The 17437-nt window shown below is 60.0% G+C and carries 13 protein-coding genes and 1 pseudogene; 9 read left to right on the top strand and 5 right to left on the bottom strand.

Annotated features, from left to right (window positions below):
• Positions 1 to 91 precede the first annotated feature (91 nt).
• The 4 genes from leuA to BM403_RS14070 form a co-directional block, all read right to left on the bottom strand.
• Positions 92 to 1771 carry a 2-isopropylmalate synthase gene (gene leuA, locus BM403_RS14090; RefSeq protein ID WP_015885732.1) on the bottom strand — a complete coding sequence of 560 codons (1680 nt, stop codon included), beginning with the start codon at positions 1769 to 1771 and terminating at the stop codon, positions 92 to 94.
• A gap of 324 nt (positions 1772 to 2095) precedes the next feature.
• On the bottom strand, positions 2096 to 2917 hold the full coding sequence (locus BM403_RS14080) for a M23 family metallopeptidase (RefSeq protein ID WP_093543281.1): 822 nt from the start codon (positions 2915 to 2917) through the stop codon (positions 2096 to 2098).
• A 3-nt stretch (positions 2918 to 2920) separates the two neighbouring features.
• Positions 2921 to 4300, bottom strand: a complete 1380-nt coding sequence (gene xseA, locus BM403_RS14075) for an exodeoxyribonuclease VII large subunit (protein WP_093543279.1) — start codon at positions 4298 to 4300, stop codon at positions 2921 to 2923.
• Between the two features lie 30 nt (positions 4301 to 4330).
• The gene (locus BM403_RS14070) at positions 4331 to 5221 is read right to left on the bottom strand and encodes a LysR family transcriptional regulator (protein ID WP_093543277.1); all 891 of its coding nucleotides are present in this window, start codon (positions 5219 to 5221) and stop codon (positions 4331 to 4333) included.
• Between the two features lie 99 nt (positions 5222 to 5320).
• Between BM403_RS14070 and BM403_RS14065 the strand changes: the two genes are divergently transcribed.
• From BM403_RS14065 to BM403_RS14035, 6 genes and pseudogenes are all read left to right on the top strand, one after another.
• Positions 5321 to 6088 carry a sulfite exporter TauE/SafE family protein gene (locus tag BM403_RS14065; RefSeq protein ID WP_093543275.1) on the top strand — a complete coding sequence of 256 codons (768 nt, stop codon included), beginning with the start codon at positions 5321 to 5323 and terminating at the stop codon, positions 6086 to 6088.
• 143 nt (positions 6089 to 6231) lie between these two features.
• Positions 6232 to 6780, top strand: a complete 549-nt coding sequence (locus BM403_RS14060; RefSeq protein ID WP_015885727.1) for a hypothetical protein — start codon at positions 6232 to 6234, stop codon at positions 6778 to 6780.
• Positions 6781 to 6884: 104 nt separating this feature from the next.
• Positions 6885 to 8354, top strand: a complete 1470-nt coding sequence (guaB, locus tag BM403_RS14055) for an IMP dehydrogenase (protein WP_015885726.1) — start codon at positions 6885 to 6887, stop codon at positions 8352 to 8354.
• A gap of 80 nt (positions 8355 to 8434) precedes the next feature.
• Entirely contained in the window at positions 8435 to 10012 is a 1578-nt protein-coding gene (gene guaA, locus BM403_RS14050) for a glutamine-hydrolyzing GMP synthase (protein WP_015885725.1), read from the top strand.
• 512 nt (positions 10013 to 10524) lie between these two features.
• Positions 10525 to 10761 (top strand): helix-turn-helix domain-containing protein, encoded by a 237-nt coding sequence (locus BM403_RS14040; RefSeq protein WP_046035241.1) that lies wholly within the window; start codon positions 10525 to 10527, stop codon positions 10759 to 10761.
• Positions 10745 to 11967 (top strand): annotated as a pseudogene (locus tag BM403_RS14035) (type II toxin-antitoxin system HipA family toxin). Before BM403_RS14040 ends, BM403_RS14035 begins: the two are co-directional and overlap by 17 nt.
• Positions 11968 to 11983: 16 nt before the next feature.
• On the opposite strand, the gene treR reads toward BM403_RS14035, so the two are convergent.
• A complete protein-coding gene (gene treR, locus BM403_RS14030; protein ID WP_015885723.1) occupies positions 11984 to 12688 on the bottom strand; it encodes a trehalose operon repressor in 705 nt (234 codons plus the stop codon).
• A 239-nt stretch (positions 12689 to 12927) separates the two neighbouring features.
• Here treR and treP point away from each other — a divergent pair, with 239 nt between their 5' ends.
• The 3 genes from treP to BM403_RS14015 all read left to right on the top strand — a co-directional run bounded on the left by treP (position 12928) and on the right by BM403_RS14015 (position 17427).
• Positions 12928 to 14370 (top strand): PTS system trehalose-specific EIIBC component, encoded by a 1443-nt coding sequence (treP, locus tag BM403_RS14025; protein ID WP_015885722.1) that lies wholly within the window; start codon positions 12928 to 12930, stop codon positions 14368 to 14370.
• Positions 14371 to 14488: 118 nt separating this feature from the next.
• Entirely contained in the window at positions 14489 to 16135 is a 1647-nt protein-coding gene (treC, locus tag BM403_RS14020; protein ID WP_015885721.1) for an alpha,alpha-phosphotrehalase, read from the top strand.
• 71 nt (positions 16136 to 16206) lie between these two features.
• The gene (locus tag BM403_RS14015; RefSeq protein ID WP_093543273.1) at positions 16207 to 17427 is read left to right on the top strand and encodes a maltoporin; all 1221 of its coding nucleotides are present in this window, start codon (positions 16207 to 16209) and stop codon (positions 17425 to 17427) included.
• The last annotated feature ends 10 nt before the right edge of the window (positions 17428 to 17437 follow it).

The raw sequence follows: 17437 nt of genomic DNA, 5'->3' as shown, positions 1-17437 counted from the left end.
TTGCCCCCGATGAGGTCCTCACAGACATCACAAAACCAAAAAAAGGCCCCTGGACTCCTATCCAGGGGCCTTTCACATTTAAGCAGACTGCTTAAGCCGCTTTGGCTTCCTGCTGGCTCAACGAGCGATTAAGCGCACTGAACAGGGCCTTGAAGCTGGCCGTGGTGATGTTTTCATCAATACCCACGCCATGCACCGGACGCTCGCCGTTCACACGCAGTTCGATGTATGCCGCCGCTTTAGCATTGGTGCCGGCACCGATTGCGTGTTCGTTGTAGTCCATGATCTCCACGCCAATCGGCAGGCCCGCCACCAGCGCTTCCAGCGCGCCGTTGCCTTTGCCTTTCCAGTGCAGGTTGGTTTCGCCCTGGCCTTTGCCCGAAACTTCCACCTCGACAAAGCTGTTGCCGTTCTCTTCCTGCAGGCGATGGCTGACCAGCGCATACGGGGTGTTGGCTTGCAGGTATTCACGCTGCAGCAAGGCGTAGATCTGCGGTGCGGTCATTTCCAGGCCGACGCGGTCGGTTTCGGCCTGTACCACCTGGCTGAACTCGATCTGCATGCGACGCGGCAGGCTGATGTCGTATTCCTGCTCCAGCAGGTAGGCGATGCCGCCTTTGCCCGACTGGCTGTTCACGCGAATCACCGCTTCGTAGCTGCGGCCAATGTCGGCTGGGTCGATCGGCAGGTACGGTACTTCCCACAGCGCGTCGTCTTTCTGTTGGGTGAAGCCCTTGCGGATTGCGTCCTGGTGCGAACCGGAGAACGCGGTATGCACCAGGTCACCGACGTATGGGTGACGCGGGTGAACCTGGATCTGGTTGCACTCCTCGACGACTTTGCGCACGCCATCGATGTCGGAAAAGTCCAGTTGCGGGTCGAGGCCCTGGGTGTACATATTCAGCGCGACGGTGACGAGGTCGACGTTACCGGTACGCTCGCCGTTGCCGAACAGGCAGCCTTCGACACGGTCGGCGCCGGCCATCAGGCCCAGTTCGGTGGCGGCCACGCCGGTGCCACGGTCGTTGTGGGTGTGCAGGCTGATGATCACGCTGTCACGACGGTTGATATGGCGACCGAACCATTCGATCTGGTCGGCATAGATGTTCGGCGTGGCGCATTCTACGGTGGCCGGCAGGTTGAGGATCATCTTGTGCTCAGGCGTCGGGTTCCACACCTCGATCACCGCGTCACAGACTTCCTTGGCAAATTCCAGCTCGGTGGCGCTGAAGGTTTCCGGGGAGTATTCGAAGGTCCACTGGGTTTCCGGCTGCTGGGCGGCGTATTTGACGAACAGCTTGGCCGCGTTGACCGCAATGGCCTTGATGCCTTCCTTATCCTGGTTGAATACGATGCGGCGGAACGACGGCGACGTGGCGTTGTACAAGTGCACGATGGCTTTCTTGGCACCGCGCAGGGATTCGAAGGTCCGTGCGATCAAGTCTTCACGGCCCTGGGTCAGCACCTGGATGGTGGTGTCCTCGGGGATGTGGTTGTCTTCGATCAGGGTACGTACGAAGTCGAAGTCGGTTTGCGAGGCGGCCGGGAACGACGCTTCGATTTCCTTCACGCCAACGGCGACCAGGGTCTTCCAGAAACGCAGCTTTTTCACGGCATCCATCGGCTCGATCAACGACTGGTTGCCATCACGCAGGTCGGAGCTGCACCAGATCGGCGCTTCGGTGATGGTCTTCGATGGCCAGGTGCGGTCCGGGATATCGATGGTCGGGAACGCGCGGTACTTCGAAGACGGGTCTTTGAGCATGCTCATCGGGAAATCCTTTGTAGTAGGGGCCGAGAAAAGGCGGCCTGCCGTAGAACTGTTTTTAGGGATAAAACGTAAGGACGAGGCAGATCGATTCAGCCTGGCAGTCGTGCGCTGACGAGGCACAGGCTGCGGTGCTGGCGGAGCTGAATGAGGGTGTGAGAGGTTTTCATAAGCTCAACCCTAACCGCCGGGGTGAAAGATGGCAAGCAGTCGCTAAAAATTGAGAGAAGTTCTTCTATCTGCGTAGGAAACGAGATTTTATGCTTGTGGATGAGTGGCAGGCTGGTTTTAATTGCGCGCCCATTATCGGGCGCGCAATTGAGCGTTTCAGGGTTGGAACGCGCCGATAAAGATCGCCGGGTCAACCCGTGCGTCGTTCAGGCTGACATTCCAGTGCATGTGGGGCCCCGTCGCGCGGCCCGTCGAACCGACCTTGCCCACCACTGCGCCGCGTGCCAGTTGCTGGCCCACTTTCACGTCGATCTTCGACATGTGGCAGAACATGCTGATAAAGCCCTGGCCATGGTCGACGAACACCGTATTGCCGTTGAAGAAGTAGTTGCCCACCAGAATCACTTTACCGTTCGCCGGCGTCTTGATCGGCGTACCGGCGGGCACGGCAAAGTCCAGGCCCGAGTGGGGGTTGCGCTCTTCACCGTTGAAGAAACGACGCACGCCAAACTTGCTCGACAGCGGCCCGTTCACCGGTTTGTCCAGCACCAGGTTGCTCGGCAGGTTCGGGCTGAAGCTGCGGTAGGCCTTGATCTGCACTGCCAGCTCCGCCTCGATGCGTTTGAGCTGCGCCGGGTCGGGGTTCACCTGGCTTTTGTTTTTCAGGGTGATGCGTTGTTCCGGGTACTGCTTGTAGCCGACGATAAACGGCAGGCTGCGCCCACCACTGCTGATGCGCTCGTTGCCCGGCTTGACGGTCAGAGGGATGCCGACAATCGCCAGCCAGTTGTCCGCCTCTTTCACCACCAGCACCGGCTTGCCTTGGTACGTGGCTTTCGGTGCGGCGACCGAAGGGCCCAGCTCGACCACGGCCACACCCCCTGGCACCGGTTTGTTCAGGGTACGGGTGATGTAGCTGTCGGCGTGGGCGTTAAACGTGAGGCACAGCAGCATCAACAGGCTAAATAGACGTGGCATCAATCAATCCAATAACGAAAGGGTGACGGGTGTCAGGTGGTTGTCTTCCACCCGCACTTGCAATTGGCCCTCACCGAGGCGTGCGGTCAGGCGCTGTCCGGTGTGGGTCTGCGCGGCACTGCGAATAGCCTGGCCGCGCTCGTCCAGCAGGATGCTGTAGCCACGGCCCAGGGTCGCCAGCGGGCTGACCACGTGCAGCGTCTGCACCTGGCTTTGCAGCTGCAGGCGCCGCGCCTTGAGGCCTTCGCGCATGGCGCGAGGCAGGCGTTCGGCGAGGCTCTCCAGGCGTTGGCGCAGCAGGGCCAGTTGACGGCCTGGGTGTTGGCCGGCGAGGCGGGTTTCCAGGCGGATCAGCCGTTCGCGCCGGGTATTGAGGCTGCGCTCAAACGCGCGACGCAGGCGCATGTCCAGGTCGTCCAGGCGCTGGGCCTGTTGGCGCAGGCGTTCGCCGGGGTGACGCAGGCGCCGGGCCATGCCTTCCAGGCGCAGGCGGTCATGGCTCAGGCGGTTGCGCATCAACATCACCAGGCGGCGGTGCAGGTTTTCGACCTGGCGCACCAGGTGGCTGGCGTCTGGCGCGAGCAGTTCAGCCGCGGCGGAGGGGGTAGGGGCGCGCACGTCCGCCACGAAATCGCTGATGGACACATCGGTCTCATGCCCGACAGCGCTGACGATGGGCGTGATACAGGCGTCCACAGCACGGGCCACCGCTTCCTCGTTGAAGCACCAGAGGTCTTCCAGTGAGCCGCCGCCACGGGCCAGGATCAGCGCGTCGAAGCCACGGGCATCCGCCAGTTTCAACGCGCGCACAATCTGAGGGATGGCTTCGCGGCCTTGCACGGCGGTGGGGATCAGCGTCAATTCAATGTTCGGCGCCCGACGGCGGAACACGCTGATGATGTCGCGAATGACCGCGCCAGTCGGCGAGCTGATAATACCAATGCGCCGAGGGTGCGCAGGCAACGGTACCTTGCGCTCGGCACTGAACAAGCCTTCGGCGCTGAGCTTTTCCTTCAACGCATCGAACGCCAGGCGCAACGCCCCATCACCGGCTGGCTCGACGGTATCGAGGATCAGTTGGTAGTCGCCACGGCCCTCGAACAGCGACACCTTGCCGCGCACTTTCACGGCCAGGCCATCTTTCAATGCCTGGCGCACCCGTGCTGCGTTATTGCGGAACAGCGCGCAACGCACTTGGGCGCCACTGTCCTTGAGGGTGAAATACACGTGGCCGGAGGCCGGGCGGGCGAGGTTGGAGATCTCGCCTTCTACCCAGATATTGGTGAACACGTCTTCCAGCAACACCCGCGCGCGGCCGTTGAGCTGGCTGACAGTCAGGACTTCGCGGTCCAGGCCCAGTCGGGCAAACGGGTCTTTAATCATGAGGAGCGATCTTTAATCATGGGCGGCAGTTTATAGGCATTCGCGCAAGGTTTGGCAGAATTGCTCCACGAGCGCGCTCGGCGTCTGTGCGCAGGCCAGCGCCACGGTGCTGAGGCAGTCCGGGTCGGCCAGGGGCAAAAAATGCACGTTGGCCGGGGCAATGTCCTGCATGGATTTTGGTAACAAGGCAATGCCGAAGCCGGCCTGGATCAGCTGCAGCTGGGTGGTCTTGCGCGACATCACTTGCGCGGCCTTGGGGAAAAATCCCGCGCGCATGCACAACTCGGCTGACAGATAACTCAGGCCGCCGCGTTGTGGGTGGGGGATCGAGATAAACGCTTCGTCCCGCAATTGCTCCAGCTCGATGGGCGCAGGACTGCGCGCCAGCGCATGATTGGGCGGCACCGCCAGCAGCAGTTGTTCGCTGTATAAAGGCACCACCCGCACCCCCTCACGCTGGCGCAGCACGGGCAAGCGCAGCACGCCGACTTCCAGGCGACCGTCGGCGATTTCTTCCAACTGCGCTTCGGAGGACAGTTTGACGATATCCATCGACACCCCAGGGCAGCGGTCCAGCCAGGTGCTGATGCCTTGCAGCAGCGGGCCGCTGATCGGCACGGTGCTCGAATGGCTCAGGCGCAGCGTGCCGAGTTCGCCATTGCCCACTTGGGTTGCCAGCTCGCTGGCCTTGAGTAATTCACTCAGCAGGTTGCGTGCTCGCGGATAGAAGGCCTCACCCGCAGCCGTGAGTCGCGGTTGGCGTGCGGTGCGTTCGAACAGCGGGGTGTGCAGCTGGGTTTCCAGCGCTTTGATCTGTCGACTCAGGGCCGATTGCGCCACGAACAGGCGCTCGGCGGCGGCACTGAAACTGCCGCTGTCAGCGATTTCGACGAAGTAGCGCAGTTGGCGGGTGGAAATCACACGTCATGCCTTTTCGAGATGAGTGGAGGGCTTTGAAGATATTAGTCGCATCGCTCGCCGATGGCTAAAGTGATGACTGTCTCTAACAAGGAATTCCCCATGAGCCCGGTTGAGCTGATGAGTCAGTGGTCGTTTGGTGGTGCGGATTGGCTGCTGATCGGCGTGGGTGTGGTGGTGGCCTACATCGTGTTTGGCATCGCGGGTTTCGGCACTGCGCTGGTCGCGGGCCCGATCCTGATTCTATTTATGCCGCTGTCGAAAATCATCCCGTTGCTGGTGCTGTTGGACTTTGTCGCGGCGTTTGGCAACCTGCTGCAATCGCGGCGGGATGTGAACACGCCGGAGCTGCTGCGATTGCTGCCATGCATGGCCATCGGTTGCACGCTGGGTGTGGTGTTTTTGCTCAATCTGCATTCCGACGTGTTGCTGCTGTTGATGGGCCTGTTTATCAGCGCCTATGCGCTCTACAGCCTGATGGTCAAGGCGCGGCCCGCGCAGCTGGCGGCGGGGTGGTCGATTCCGATGGGGACGGTGGGCGGCTTATTCGGCGCGTTGTTTGGCAGTGGCGGCTTTTTATATGCGATCTACTTGAACAGCCGCCTGCCCAAGGACACGGCGCGTGCCACCCAGAGTGCGTTGATCAGTTGCAGCACGGTGGTGCGCTTGAGCCTGTTTTTGATTGCCGGGGTGTATGCGGATCTGCCGTTGCTGATGTTGGCGCTGTGCCTGTTGCCCGCGATGGCGCTCGGGCTGTGGTGTGGGCGCAGGTTGACCATGCGTATGTCGCGTGAGGCATTTGTGCGGTTGGTGACATGGTTGGTGCTCGCCAGTGGAATTGCGTTGATTGGACGGTATTTGAGTACTTGACCTGTGTGGGGCAGGGATTAAGCTGCCAGCCTTCAGGGCCTCTTCGCGGGCAAGCCCCTCCCACCTTTGAAGGTATTCACCCTTCAAAAATGTGGGAGGGGGCTTGCCCCCGATGACGCCAGACGCCACACCGCAGGACTCCCATGAATTCCCAAAGCATCCTTGTCCCGAAAATCTCCACCTTGCCCGTCCACGAACCCCGCGCCCGGGCGATCGTGCGTTGGCTGGTGCGCAAGAACATCATCAAGGAAGAGCTGACCACCTGCGGTCGCACCGGCAACCGCATGGCCTACGCCCTGGCCGATGGCGCTCGCGCCGTGGTGCTGCACCCCGAGGCGTTGCCGTTCAACGAGCCCATCAACGGGCTGGAAATCATCTACAAACGCTGCATCTACACCCCGGCCAAAGGCTTTCTCGAGGAAGCCGGTTGCCCGGAATGCCTCAAGGAAGTCGGCGAAGCGCTGTTCGAAAGCCTGGAAGACTGGATGCCCGGCCACACCGACAACTTCACCTGCCCGCTGTGTGGGCATGAAGACGACATCAACGGGTTCCTGTTCCTGCAGGAATGCGGTTTTTCCAACCTGGGATTCATCTTCAACAACTGGGCGGAGGCGGGGTTCAAGCAGAGCTTTATCGACGAATTCGCCGATTGGCTGGACCAGAAGATGAGTTGGGTCAAAGTCGAGCTTTAACCCATCTATCAGTATTACCAAGTTTGTCAGAGTTTTACATTGAGCCCGGCAGGGTGCATGTATATAATGGCGCGCTTCCATTTTCCCGCTCGGGAGCCCCCGCGATGCTGCGTATCAGCCAAGAAGCTCTGACATTCGACGACATTCTCCTAGTGCCCGGTTATTCCGAGGTGCTTCCTAACGAAGTCAGTCTCAAGACCCGCCTAACCCGTGGCATCGAGCTGAATATTCCCCTGGTTTCCGCTGCCATGGACACCGTCACCGAAGCCCGTTTGGCAATTGCCATGGCTCAGGAAGGCGGCATCGGCATCATCCACAAGAACATGACCATCGAGCAGCAAGCTGCCGAAGTGCGCAAGGTCAAGCGTTACGAAGCCGGTGTGGTGAAAGATCCAATCACCATCGAAGCCGACGCTACCGTGCGTGACCTGTTCGAACTGACCCGCCTGCACAACATCTCCGGCGTTCCGGTGCTGCACGATGGCGACCTGGTCGGCATCGTCACTTCCCGTGACGTGCGTTTTGAGAACCGTCTTGAAGTCACCGTCCGCGAAGTGATGACGCCTAAAGAGCGTCTGGTCACGGTCAAGGAAGGCGCCGACAAGAACGATGTGCGCGAACTGCTGCACAAGCACCGCATCGAGCGCGTGCTGATCGTCGACGACAAATTCGCCCTCAAAGGCATGATGACCGTCAACGACATCGAAAAAGCCAAGGCTTACCCGCTGGCCAGCAAGGATGACCAAGGTCGTCTGCGCGTCGGCGCTGCAGTCGGTACCGGTAAAGACACCGGCGACCGCGTTTCGGCGCTGGTTGCTGCCGGTGTTGACGTGGTGGTGGTCGACACTGCCCACGGTCACTCCAAAGGCGTGATCGACCGCGTGCGCTGGGTCAAACAGAATTTCCCTGACGTACAAGTGATCGGCGGCAACATCGCCACCGGCGCAGCGGCCAAGGCGCTTGCCGAAGCCGGCGCTGACGCGGTCAAGGTCGGTATCGGCCCTGGCTCGATCTGCACCACGCGTATCGTCGCCGGTGTCGGCGTGCCGCAAATCAGCGCCATCGCCAATGTCGCCGCTGCCCTTGAAGGCACTGGCGTCCCGTTGATCGCCGACGGCGGTATCCGTTTCTCCGGTGACCTGTCCAAGGCCATTGTGGCCGGTGCTTCCTGCGTGATGATGGGCTCGATGTTCGCCGGTACTGAAGAAGCGCCAGGCGAGATCGAACTGTTCCAGGGTCGTTCCTACAAGGCTTACCGCGGCATGGGTTCGCTGGGCGCCATGTCCCAGGCGCAAGGCTCTTCCGACCGTTACTTCCAGGACTCCTCGGCAGGCGCCGAGAAGCTCGTTCCGGAAGGCATCGAAGGCCGTGTGCCGTACAAAGGCACCCTGAGCGCGATCATCCATCAACTGATGGGCGGCCTGCGTTCCTCGATGGGCTACACCGGCAGCGCCGACATCGAAGAAATGCGCACCAAGCCAGAGTTCGTACGGATCACCGGCGCCGGCATGGCTGAATCCCATGTCCACGACGTGCAGATCACCAAGGAAGCGCCAAACTACCGCGTAGGTTGAGGCTTCCAGCAAAATGTTAAGTAACCGGGGCTGTTCTTCAGCCCCGAGTTGTTTCTGATTCATTAGACGAGACTGACTTCATGGCCCTCGACATTCACGCCCACCGCATCCTGATCCTCGACTTCGGTTCCCAGTACACCCAGCTGATTGCCCGCCGCGTGCGTGAAATCGGCGTGTACTGCGAACTGCACCCGTTCGACATGGATGACGAAGCGATCCGCGAATTCGCACCGAAAGGCGTCATCCTCGCCGGTGGCCCCGAGTCCGTGCACGAAGCCAACAGCCCGCGCTGCCCGCAAGCCGTATTCGACCTGGGCGTACCGGTCTTCGGCATTTGCTACGGCATGCAGACCATGGCCGAGCAACTGGGCGGCAAGGTTGAAGGTTCCGAGCTGCGTGAATTCGGTTATGCCCGTGTGGACGTGGTCGGCAAGAGCCGCCTGCTGGACGGTATCGAAGACCACATCGACGCCGACGGCCTGTTCGGCCTCGACGTGTGGATGAGCCACGGTGACAAAGTCACCAAGATGCCGGAAGACTTCCACATCCTGGCCAGCACCCCGAGCTGCCCGATCGCCGGCATGTTCAGCGACGAGCGTCGCTACTACGGCGTGCAGTTCCACCCGGAAGTGACCCACACCAAACAAGGCGGCCGCATCCTGTCGCGCTTCATTCTCGACATCTGCGAGTGTGAAGCCCTGTGGACCCCGTCGAAAATCGCTGAAGACGCCATCGCCCAGGTTCGTGCCCAGGTCGGCACCGACAACGTATTGCTCGGCCTGTCCGGCGGCGTTGACTCCTCCGTTGTCGCCGCGCTGCTGCACAAAGCCATCGGCGACCAACTGACCTGCGTCTTCGTCGACAACGGCCTGCTGCGCCTGCACGAAGGCGAGCAAGTGATGGCCATGTTCGCCGAGAACATGGGCGTCAAAGTGATCCGCGCCAACGCCGAGGACCAGTTCCTCAACAACCTGGCCGGCGAGTCCGACCCCGAGAAGAAGCGCAAGATCATCGGTCGCACCTTCATCGACGTCTTCGATGCCCAGTCCAACAAACTGGACAACATCAAGTACCTCGCCCAAGGCACCATCTACCCCGACGTGATCGAGTCGGCCGGCGCCAAGAGCGGCAAGGCCCACGTGATCAAGTCCCACCACAACGTGGGTGGCCTGCCTGAGGAAATGAACCTCAAGCTGGTAGAACCGCTGCGCGAACTGTTCAAGGACGAAGTCCGCCGTCTGGGCCTGGAACTCGGCCTGCCGTACGACATGGTCTACCGCCACCCATTCCCAGGCCCAGGCCTGGGCGTACGCATCCTCGGTGAAGTGAAAAAGGAATACGCCGACCTGCTGCGTCGCGCCGACCACATCTTCATCGAGGAACTGCGCAAGGCCGACTGGTACCACAAAGTCAGCCAGGCGTTCGTGGTCTTCCAGCCAGTTAAGTCGGTTGGCGTAGTAGGCGATGGCCGTCGTTACGCATGGGTTGTGGCCCTGCGTGCCGTAGAAACCATCGACTTCATGACCGCGCGTTGGGCACACCTGCCGTACGAACTGCTGGAGACTGTCAGCGGCCGTATCATCAACGAGATCGAAGGTATTTCGCGCGTGACGTATGACGTGTCGAGCAAGCCGCCGGCGACGATTGAGTGGGAGTGATCCTGCGTTAGCAGGTAAATGCTGAACAACAAAACCCCGGCCATGTGCCGGGGTTTTGTGTTTCATGGAAGTAAAAAGGAGGGTTAGGCTTGGTATGCAGTGCTAACGGATTTCACGATCCGGAGCCTATGTAATCGATCTTGAGCAGGCTAAATTCTTCCCAAGTAACCCGCTAGGTCGCTGGGTCTGATTTCGTTGGGTGACGCGAGAACAATGTACCCGTGGCGAGGGAGCTTGCTCCCGTTGGACTGCGTAGCAGTCCTAGGCTCTTTCAAAGAGCGGGGCCGCTTCGCGACCCAGCGGGAGCAAGCTCCCTCGCCACAGGGGGGCTTTGCGTCCTTCCTATCTCTTGCGTGACGGCCTTACCGACTTGAATCGGGTGTAGAGATAGGTATCGAGGGTACGTTCAGCATCAGAAAAACTTATCCAGCAGACAATAGAACTTCATACGCTGCTCATCGGGCTCAACACCGTAAAGCTCAAAGAACGCTTTCACCCAGGCCTGACCAAGATTGATTAAGAACCTCCGCAAGGCCGCCGGACTTTCACAACGCCAGCTCGCACAACGGCATGGCATGAGTCGCGCCACCATCTCGGGGATTGAAAACAATACCATCCCGGAAGTGGGGATTCGCAAGGTCGCAGCCATTCTTGAGGGGTTGGGATATGAGTTGACTGCCATCCCCAAGCGTCGGCGCATGACCCTTGATGAGCTGAAAACAGGAAACTTCCATGACGAGTCAAAGTGATCGGCTGTCTATCGGTGTAGGCGGTGTGCCTGTTGGCACACTTGGGTGGGGTCAGGAGAGCAGGCGCGATTCGGTTTTTGCGTACAGCGATACTGTTGCTGAAGTGAATGCAGTTTCCTTAACCATGCCGGTGCGCTTGGAGAGTTACAACTGGGAGTATGGGCTCCATCCTCTGTTCGAGATGCACATACCCGAGGGCCATCTCAAGGATGAGCTTGTGCGGCGCTTCAGCAAGTCAGTGCGCGGCTTTGACGACTTCGCTTTGCTGGGTATCGTGGGCCCACACCAGTTGGGTCGTATCAGTGTTGCCCATGACGCAGGTGGTGAGCCACTGCCTGAGATCAAACTGTCCGCGCTATTGGTCTACGACGGGGCGAAAGACCTGTTTGATGATCTTCTGAGAACCTACGCAGCCTACTCGGGGGTGTCGGGTGTTCAACCCAAAGTGTTGGTACGCGACGTTGACGACATGGTCCCCGGCATTGAACGTCTCACCCCTCGGGGCGCGACGCATTTGGTGAAGGCGTTCAACGAGTCTGATTTTCCTCAGTTGGCGGCCAATGAGTTTTTCTGCATGCGGGCCGCATTCCATTGCGGCCTTGAGGTGCCTGAATTCAAGCTCAGCGAGCACGGTAAGCTCCTTGTGGTGAAACGGTTCGACATCAGTGAAGGCACCTACCTCGGTTTCGAGGACATGTGCGTTTTATCGGGATGGGGAACCGCGAAGAAGTACGACGGAAGCTACCAGGGATGCGCGAAGCTGATCAGGTCATTTGTCACGCCCAGCCGTGTCACCAGAACACTGGAAGATTTTTTCTTAATGGTGGCGCTTTCTGCCGGCATCCAGAACGGTGACGCACACCTGAAAAACTTCGGCCTGTTGTATGAGAATTGCGCAGAGGACGCGGACGTTTGGCTAGCACCGGCTTACGATCTGGTGACCACCACCGTGTACAGCAGCAACGACATCATTGGCTTGCTGCTAGGCGGTTCGAAGGCAAGATGCTGGTCCAGTTCGGGCGCAGTGCGTGCAGCTTGACTGAAGCTCGCTGCAACGAACTGCTTGCCAGAGTGCAAGACGGCATGACCCGCGCGATGGCGGAGCTTTCAGAATACCGAAGCACTTACCCAGAGTTCGAAGCGGTTGGGGAAAAGATGACCGCTGCCTGGGCAGCAGGACTGGCGAAGAGCATCACAGTGCAATGATCTTCCCAACTTATGCTCAACGCCGCGCAATATCCGAAAAGTAAAACTTATCCAACGTATGCCGCGACTCGGTGTACTCGAACTGCCGCCCGTCCTGCAAAAACGTCTGGTTGCTCACCACGATCACGTGGCTTTGGCCCTCGAGGTCGAGGTGCGTCTGGTCGTCTTTGCCGCGCGGCAGGGCCTCGATGGTGCGTTGGGCATAGGCAATTTGCAGCTGCAGCGTCTGTTCGATAAACGCGTAGATCGACTGCTCGGCAATCGCGCGGTCCAGGCCGGGGATCACGTCGGCCACGAAGTGGTTGATGTCGAGGATCACCCGTTTGCCGCCGATGCGCCGTACCCGTTTGATGCGGGTGATCAGGGCGCCCGGTTCGGCTTCGATGTGTTGCAGCAGTGAACCTTCCAGTGGGAACTGGGTGAATTCGACCACTTCGGTGCGTACGTCATCGCCCAGGTCGGCGTGGGTTTCGTGGAAGCTGACGATGCCGCCCAGTTGGAACTCGATCGGGTTGGGCGACAACACGAAGGTGCCCTTGCCGTGGATCTTTTGCGCAAACCCACGCTCCTGCAGCTGCTCGATGGCCCGACGCACGGTGCCTCGGCTGGCCTGGTAGCTGTCCATCAATTCGGTTTCGGAGGGAAGGCGCGTGCCGCGCTGCAGGCGTTCAGTGGTGATGCTGGCAAGCAGATCCGTATAGATCTGGTTGTATTTGCTCATGGGGATGGCTCTTTGCCGGGGTTGCGGTCAAGGCAGGAACCTTAGTGGCAGAGAGGGGGTTTGTCCATTAGACCCTTGGATTTATGCGGCTTGCAGCGATGCGGCGGCCTACAGGAAATAAACAAAATTAAACTCGTACAGACGAGTTGTTGCTTTAACTCGTACAGACGAGTACTTTTGCCCTCGGCGTGCTGCCAATGACTGCCCCTCAAATAAAAAAATCAAAGTGGAAAACAAGCATGAGCCACGACTATTCGAACATTGCCCGCGAGATCCTCGAAAACCTCGGGGGCAGCGACAACCTTGAGCAAGCTGCCCACTGTGTGACCCGTCTGCGCCTGGCGCTCAAGGACCCGAGCCTGGTCAACAGCAGCGCGCTGAACCAGGTCGATCTGGTCAAGGGTTCGTTCTTTACCGGTGGCCTGTTCCAAGTGGTGATCGGCCCCGGCGAAGTGGAAAAGGTCTACGCCGCCCTGCGCGAACAGACCGGCCTCGCCGCCGCCACCATCGCCGATGTGAAGAAGAAGGGCGCCGACAAGACCAATGCCATGCAGCGCCTGGTAAGGGTGTTCTCCGATGTGTTCATGCCGATCCTGCCCGCACTGATCATCGCCGGCCTGTTGATGGGCGTGAATAACCTGATGGGCGCCAAGGGCATGTTCATCGAGGGCAAGACGCTGCTGGAGGCGTATCCGAACCTGGATGGCCTCTGGAGCCTGATCAACCTGATGGCCAACACCTCGTTCGTGTTCCTGCCGGCGTTGGTCGGTTGGTCGGCGGCCAAGCGCTTTGGCGGCAGTGAAATCCTTGGCATCGTGCTCGGCCTGATGCTGGTGCACCCGGACCTGCTCAACGCCTGGAACTATGGCAAGGCAGTGGCCGGGCTCGACGGTCAAAGCTTGCCGTACTTCGATATTTTCGGTTGGTTCCAGATCGAGAAGGTGGGCTACCAAGGGCAGATCCTGCCGATCCTGATGGCGGCTTATGTGATGAGTGTGATCGAGAAATGGCTACGTGCGCGGGTGCCCAATGCAATTCAACTCCTCGTCGTGCCGATCACCACCATTGTCGTGACCGGTGTGCTGGCCCTGGCCATCATCGGCCCGGTGACCCGTCACCTTGGCATCCTGATCACCGAAGGCGTGGTCACCCTGTTTGACCTGGCGCCGATGGTCGGCGGGGCGATTTTCGGCCTGCTGTATGCGCCGCTGGTGATCACCGGCATGCACCACATGTTCCTCGCCGTGGACCTGCAGCTTATCTCCACCCAGGGCGGCACCTTTATCTGGCCGATGATCGTCATGTCCAACCTGGCCCAAGGCAGCGCCGCGCTCGCGGTGTTCTACACCACCCGCAATGCGCGGGACAAAAGCATGGCGTCGACCTCGGCGATTTCCGCGTACTTCGGCATCACTGAACCGGCGATGTTCGGGGTGAACCTGCGCTTCAAATTTCCGTTTTATGCGGCCCTGGTGGGCTCGGCGCTGGGCAGCATTTTCCTGTCGCTGAACAAGGTGCAGGCGTCGGCCATCGGCGTGGGGGGCTTGCCTGGGTTTATTTCGATCGTGCCGCAATCCATCGCGGTGTTTGTGATCGGCATGGTCATCGCGATGGTCGTGCCGTTTGTTTTGACCTGTGCGTTGAGCATGAAGATTGTTCGGCCTGGGTACAGGGTTGCTTGATCTACCGCAATCGGGGGCAAGCCCCCTCCCACATTGAAACGCATTTCAAATGTGGGAGGGGGCTTGCCCCCGATGAGGCCCGAAAGGCCTGCACAAAAATCAACTGAAGGAACCCACCATGCAAAACTGGCAACACTCGGTGATCTACCAGATCTACCCCAAAAGCTTCCACAGCCACGCGGGTAACGCCACCGGTGACCTGCTGGGCATCGTGGACAAACTCGACTACCTCAAATGGCTGGGTGTCGACTGCCTGTGGATCACGCCGTTCCTGCGCTCGCCACAGCGCGACAACGGCTACGACATCAGCGACTACTACGCCATCGACCCCAGCTACGGGACCATGGCCGACTGCGACCTGCTGATCAGCGAAGCGGCCAAGCGTGGCATCAAGCTGATGCTCGATATCGTGGTCAACCACACGTCCATCGAACACGAGTGGTTCCAGCAGGCGCGCAGCAGCCTCGACAACCCGTACCGCGACTTCTACATCTGGCGCGACCAGCCGAACAACTGGGAATCCAAGTTCGGTGGCTCGGCCTGGGAATACGAGGCGCAAACCGGGCAGTACTTCCTGCACTTGTTTGACCACACCCAGGCCGACCTGAATTGGGACAACCCCAAGGTGCGCGCCGAGGTGTTCAAGCTGATGCGCTTCTGGCGCGACAAAGGCGTGGGCGGTTTCCGCCTGGACGTGATCAACCTGATCTCCAAGCCCGCCGATTTCCCCGAAGACAGCAGCGACGGCCGTCGCTTCTACACCGACGGCCCGAACGTGCACGACTACCTGCAGGAAATGCACCGCGAAGTCTTCGAAGGGCACGACCTGATCAACGTCGGCGAGATGTCATCCACCAGCCTTGAACACTGCATCCGCTACTCGCGGCCGGAGTCGAAAGAGCTGTCGATGACCTTCAACTTTCATCACCTGAAAGTCGATTACCCGAACCTTCAGAAGTGGGTGAAGGCCGACTTCGACTTCCTGCAGCTCAAGCAGATCCTCTCGGATTGGCAACTGGGCATGCAGGCCGGTGGCGGCTGGAACGCGCTGTTCTGGTGTAACCACGACCAGCCACGGGTGGTCTCGCGGTTCGGCCATGACGGTGAGCACCGTGTGGTCTCGGCCAAGATGCTGGCGACCGCGCTGCACTTCCTCCAAGGCACGCCATTTGTGTACCAGGGCGAAGAGCTGGGCATGACCAATCCGGGCTTCGACAGGATCGAGCAGTACCGCGATGTGGAGACCCTCAACATCTTCCGGCTCAAGCGCGATGCGGGCGAGTCCGAGGCGTCGAGCATGGCCGCGATCATGCAGAAGTCCCGCGACAACGGCCGCACGCCGATGCAGTGGAATGCCCAGGCGAACGCCGGTTTCAGCAGCGGCGAGCCGTGGATCGGCATCCCGGCCAATGCGGCGCAGATCAACGTCGAGCGCCAGCTGGATGACCCGGATTCAGTGCTGCATCACTACCGTGCGCTGATCGCCTTGCGCCGTCACGAGCCGCTGATCCAGGCCGGTGTTTATCGCCAGTTGCTGCAAGACCATCTGCAGGTCTGGGCCTACCTGCGCGAAGGCCATGGCGAGCAGCTGCTGGTGCTGAACAACTTCTACGGCACGCCCTGCGAAATCCAACTGCCGGACGGCGTCATCAACCCGGCCAGCGAACAACGCCTGCTGATCAGCAACTACCCGGACTGCCCGGTGCGTACGGGCACGGTAGCGCTGCGCCCGTACGAATCGTTTGTGTTGCACCTCAAGGACTGAGGCCCGTTGTAACCCCGTGTGGGAGCACGGGGCGCGTTGAAAAAAACATAATAAAAATATCGGAGTGCTGCATGAAAACAACAATAAAGCTGGGCCTCGTTGCGTCTTGTCTGAGCCTGCCGTTTGGCGCTGAGGCGTTGGAATTCGCCGGTTACTTGCGCAGCGGCGCGGGCACTTCAACGGGCAGCGGCCCACAGCAATGTTTCCAACTGCCGGGGGCACAAACCAAGTACCGTCTGGGTAACGAATGCGAGCAATACGCCGAGCTGGAACTGCGCCAGGACCTGCTCACCCTTGATGACGGCTCGGTGCTCAGCGTCGATGCAATGGCTTCGCTCTACAACAAGTACGATCGTGAGCTGAAATTCCAGGGCGAAAACAACGGCACCGCGCGCATGCCGCAGCTGTATGCACAATGGTCCAACCTGCCCAGCCTCAATGGTGGCTCGCTGTGGGCCGGTCGGCGTTACTACAAACGTAACGACATCCATATCTCCGACTTCTACTACTGGAACCAGAGCGCCACGGGCGGCGGGATTGAGGACGTGCTGATCGGCGACCTCAAATACAGCTACGCCATTTCGCGCAAGGACAACCTGTACCAGAAGGCATACGCCACCCGTCACGACTTCAACGTCGCGGGCTTCAAGACCAACCCCGGCGGCGAGCTGGAACTGGGCCTGAGCTACATCGAAAAAGCTGGCGGGCGTGACACCAACAGCGGCTGGGCGATCACTGCGCAGCATGTGCAAAAACCTTTCCTGGGTGGCAAGAACAAGTTCGCCTTGCAGTACGGCGAAGGGCCCGGCACCGGCCTGGGCTACACCGGCAATACCTTCCTGGACAACAGCAGCAAAAGTTACCGCGCCGTGGAGTTTTTCGACTGGCAGGTGACCCCGCGTTTTGGTGGACAGGTCGAGGCGGTGTACCAGAAGCATATTCGTCCCGGCAGCCAGGACCAGACCTGGATGTCCATCGGTGTGCGCCCGGCGTATGCGATCAGCGAGCAGTTCAAACTGGTCACCGAGCTTGGGCATGATCAGGTCGACGCCACTGGCGGCACCCGCAAACTGAGCAAATTCACCTTCGCCCCGACCTGGTCCCCCAAAGGCCCGGAATTCTGGGCGCGGCCGGAGGTGCGCTTGTACTACACCTATGCAACCTGGAACGAGGCGGCCAAGCGCGCGGCGAATGAATTGGCGGCGGGGTCGGCGTTATCTGATACCGGTTCCTATGGCACGGCGCGGCATGGGTCGAACGTGGGTGTGCAAGTCGAATACTGGTGGAAATAGCGCGAACTCA

Source organism: Pseudomonas sp. OV546 (genome assembly GCF_900116845.1).
Taxonomy (GTDB): Bacteria; Pseudomonadota; Gammaproteobacteria; order Pseudomonadales; family Pseudomonadaceae; genus Aquipseudomonas; species Aquipseudomonas petroselini.
The sequence above is the reverse complement of the archived record's forward strand: the minus strand, read 5'-3'. Positions and strand labels throughout refer to the sequence as shown.

Excerpts from the sequence above, each read along its gene's own strand:
- leuA (WP_015885732.1), bottom strand. The coding sequence starts at position 1,771 with ATGAGCATGCTCAAAGACCCGTCTTCGAAGTACCGCGCGTTCCCGACC.
- BM403_RS14080 (WP_093543281.1), bottom strand. The coding sequence starts at position 2,917 with ATGCCACGTCTATTTAGCCTGTTGATGCTGCTGTGCCTCACGTTTAAC.
- xseA (WP_093543279.1), bottom strand. The coding sequence starts at position 4,300 with ATGATTAAAGACCCGTTTGCCCGACTGGGCCTGGACCGCGAAGTCCTG.
- BM403_RS14065 (WP_093543275.1), top strand. The coding sequence starts at position 5,321 with ATGAGCCCGGTTGAGCTGATGAGTCAGTGGTCGTTTGGTGGTGCGGAT.
- BM403_RS14060 (WP_015885727.1), top strand. The coding sequence starts at position 6,232 with ATGAATTCCCAAAGCATCCTTGTCCCGAAAATCTCCACCTTGCCCGTC.
- guaB (WP_015885726.1), top strand. The coding sequence starts at position 6,885 with ATGCTGCGTATCAGCCAAGAAGCTCTGACATTCGACGACATTCTCCTA.
- guaA (WP_015885725.1), top strand. The coding sequence starts at position 8,435 with ATGGCCCTCGACATTCACGCCCACCGCATCCTGATCCTCGACTTCGGT.
- treR (WP_015885723.1), bottom strand. The coding sequence starts at position 12,688 with ATGAGCAAATACAACCAGATCTATACGGATCTGCTTGCCAGCATCACC.
- treP (WP_015885722.1), top strand. The coding sequence starts at position 12,928 with ATGAGCCACGACTATTCGAACATTGCCCGCGAGATCCTCGAAAACCTC.
- treC (WP_015885721.1), top strand. The coding sequence starts at position 14,489 with ATGCAAAACTGGCAACACTCGGTGATCTACCAGATCTACCCCAAAAGC.
- BM403_RS14015 (WP_093543273.1), top strand. The coding sequence starts at position 16,207 with ATGAAAACAACAATAAAGCTGGGCCTCGTTGCGTCTTGTCTGAGCCTG.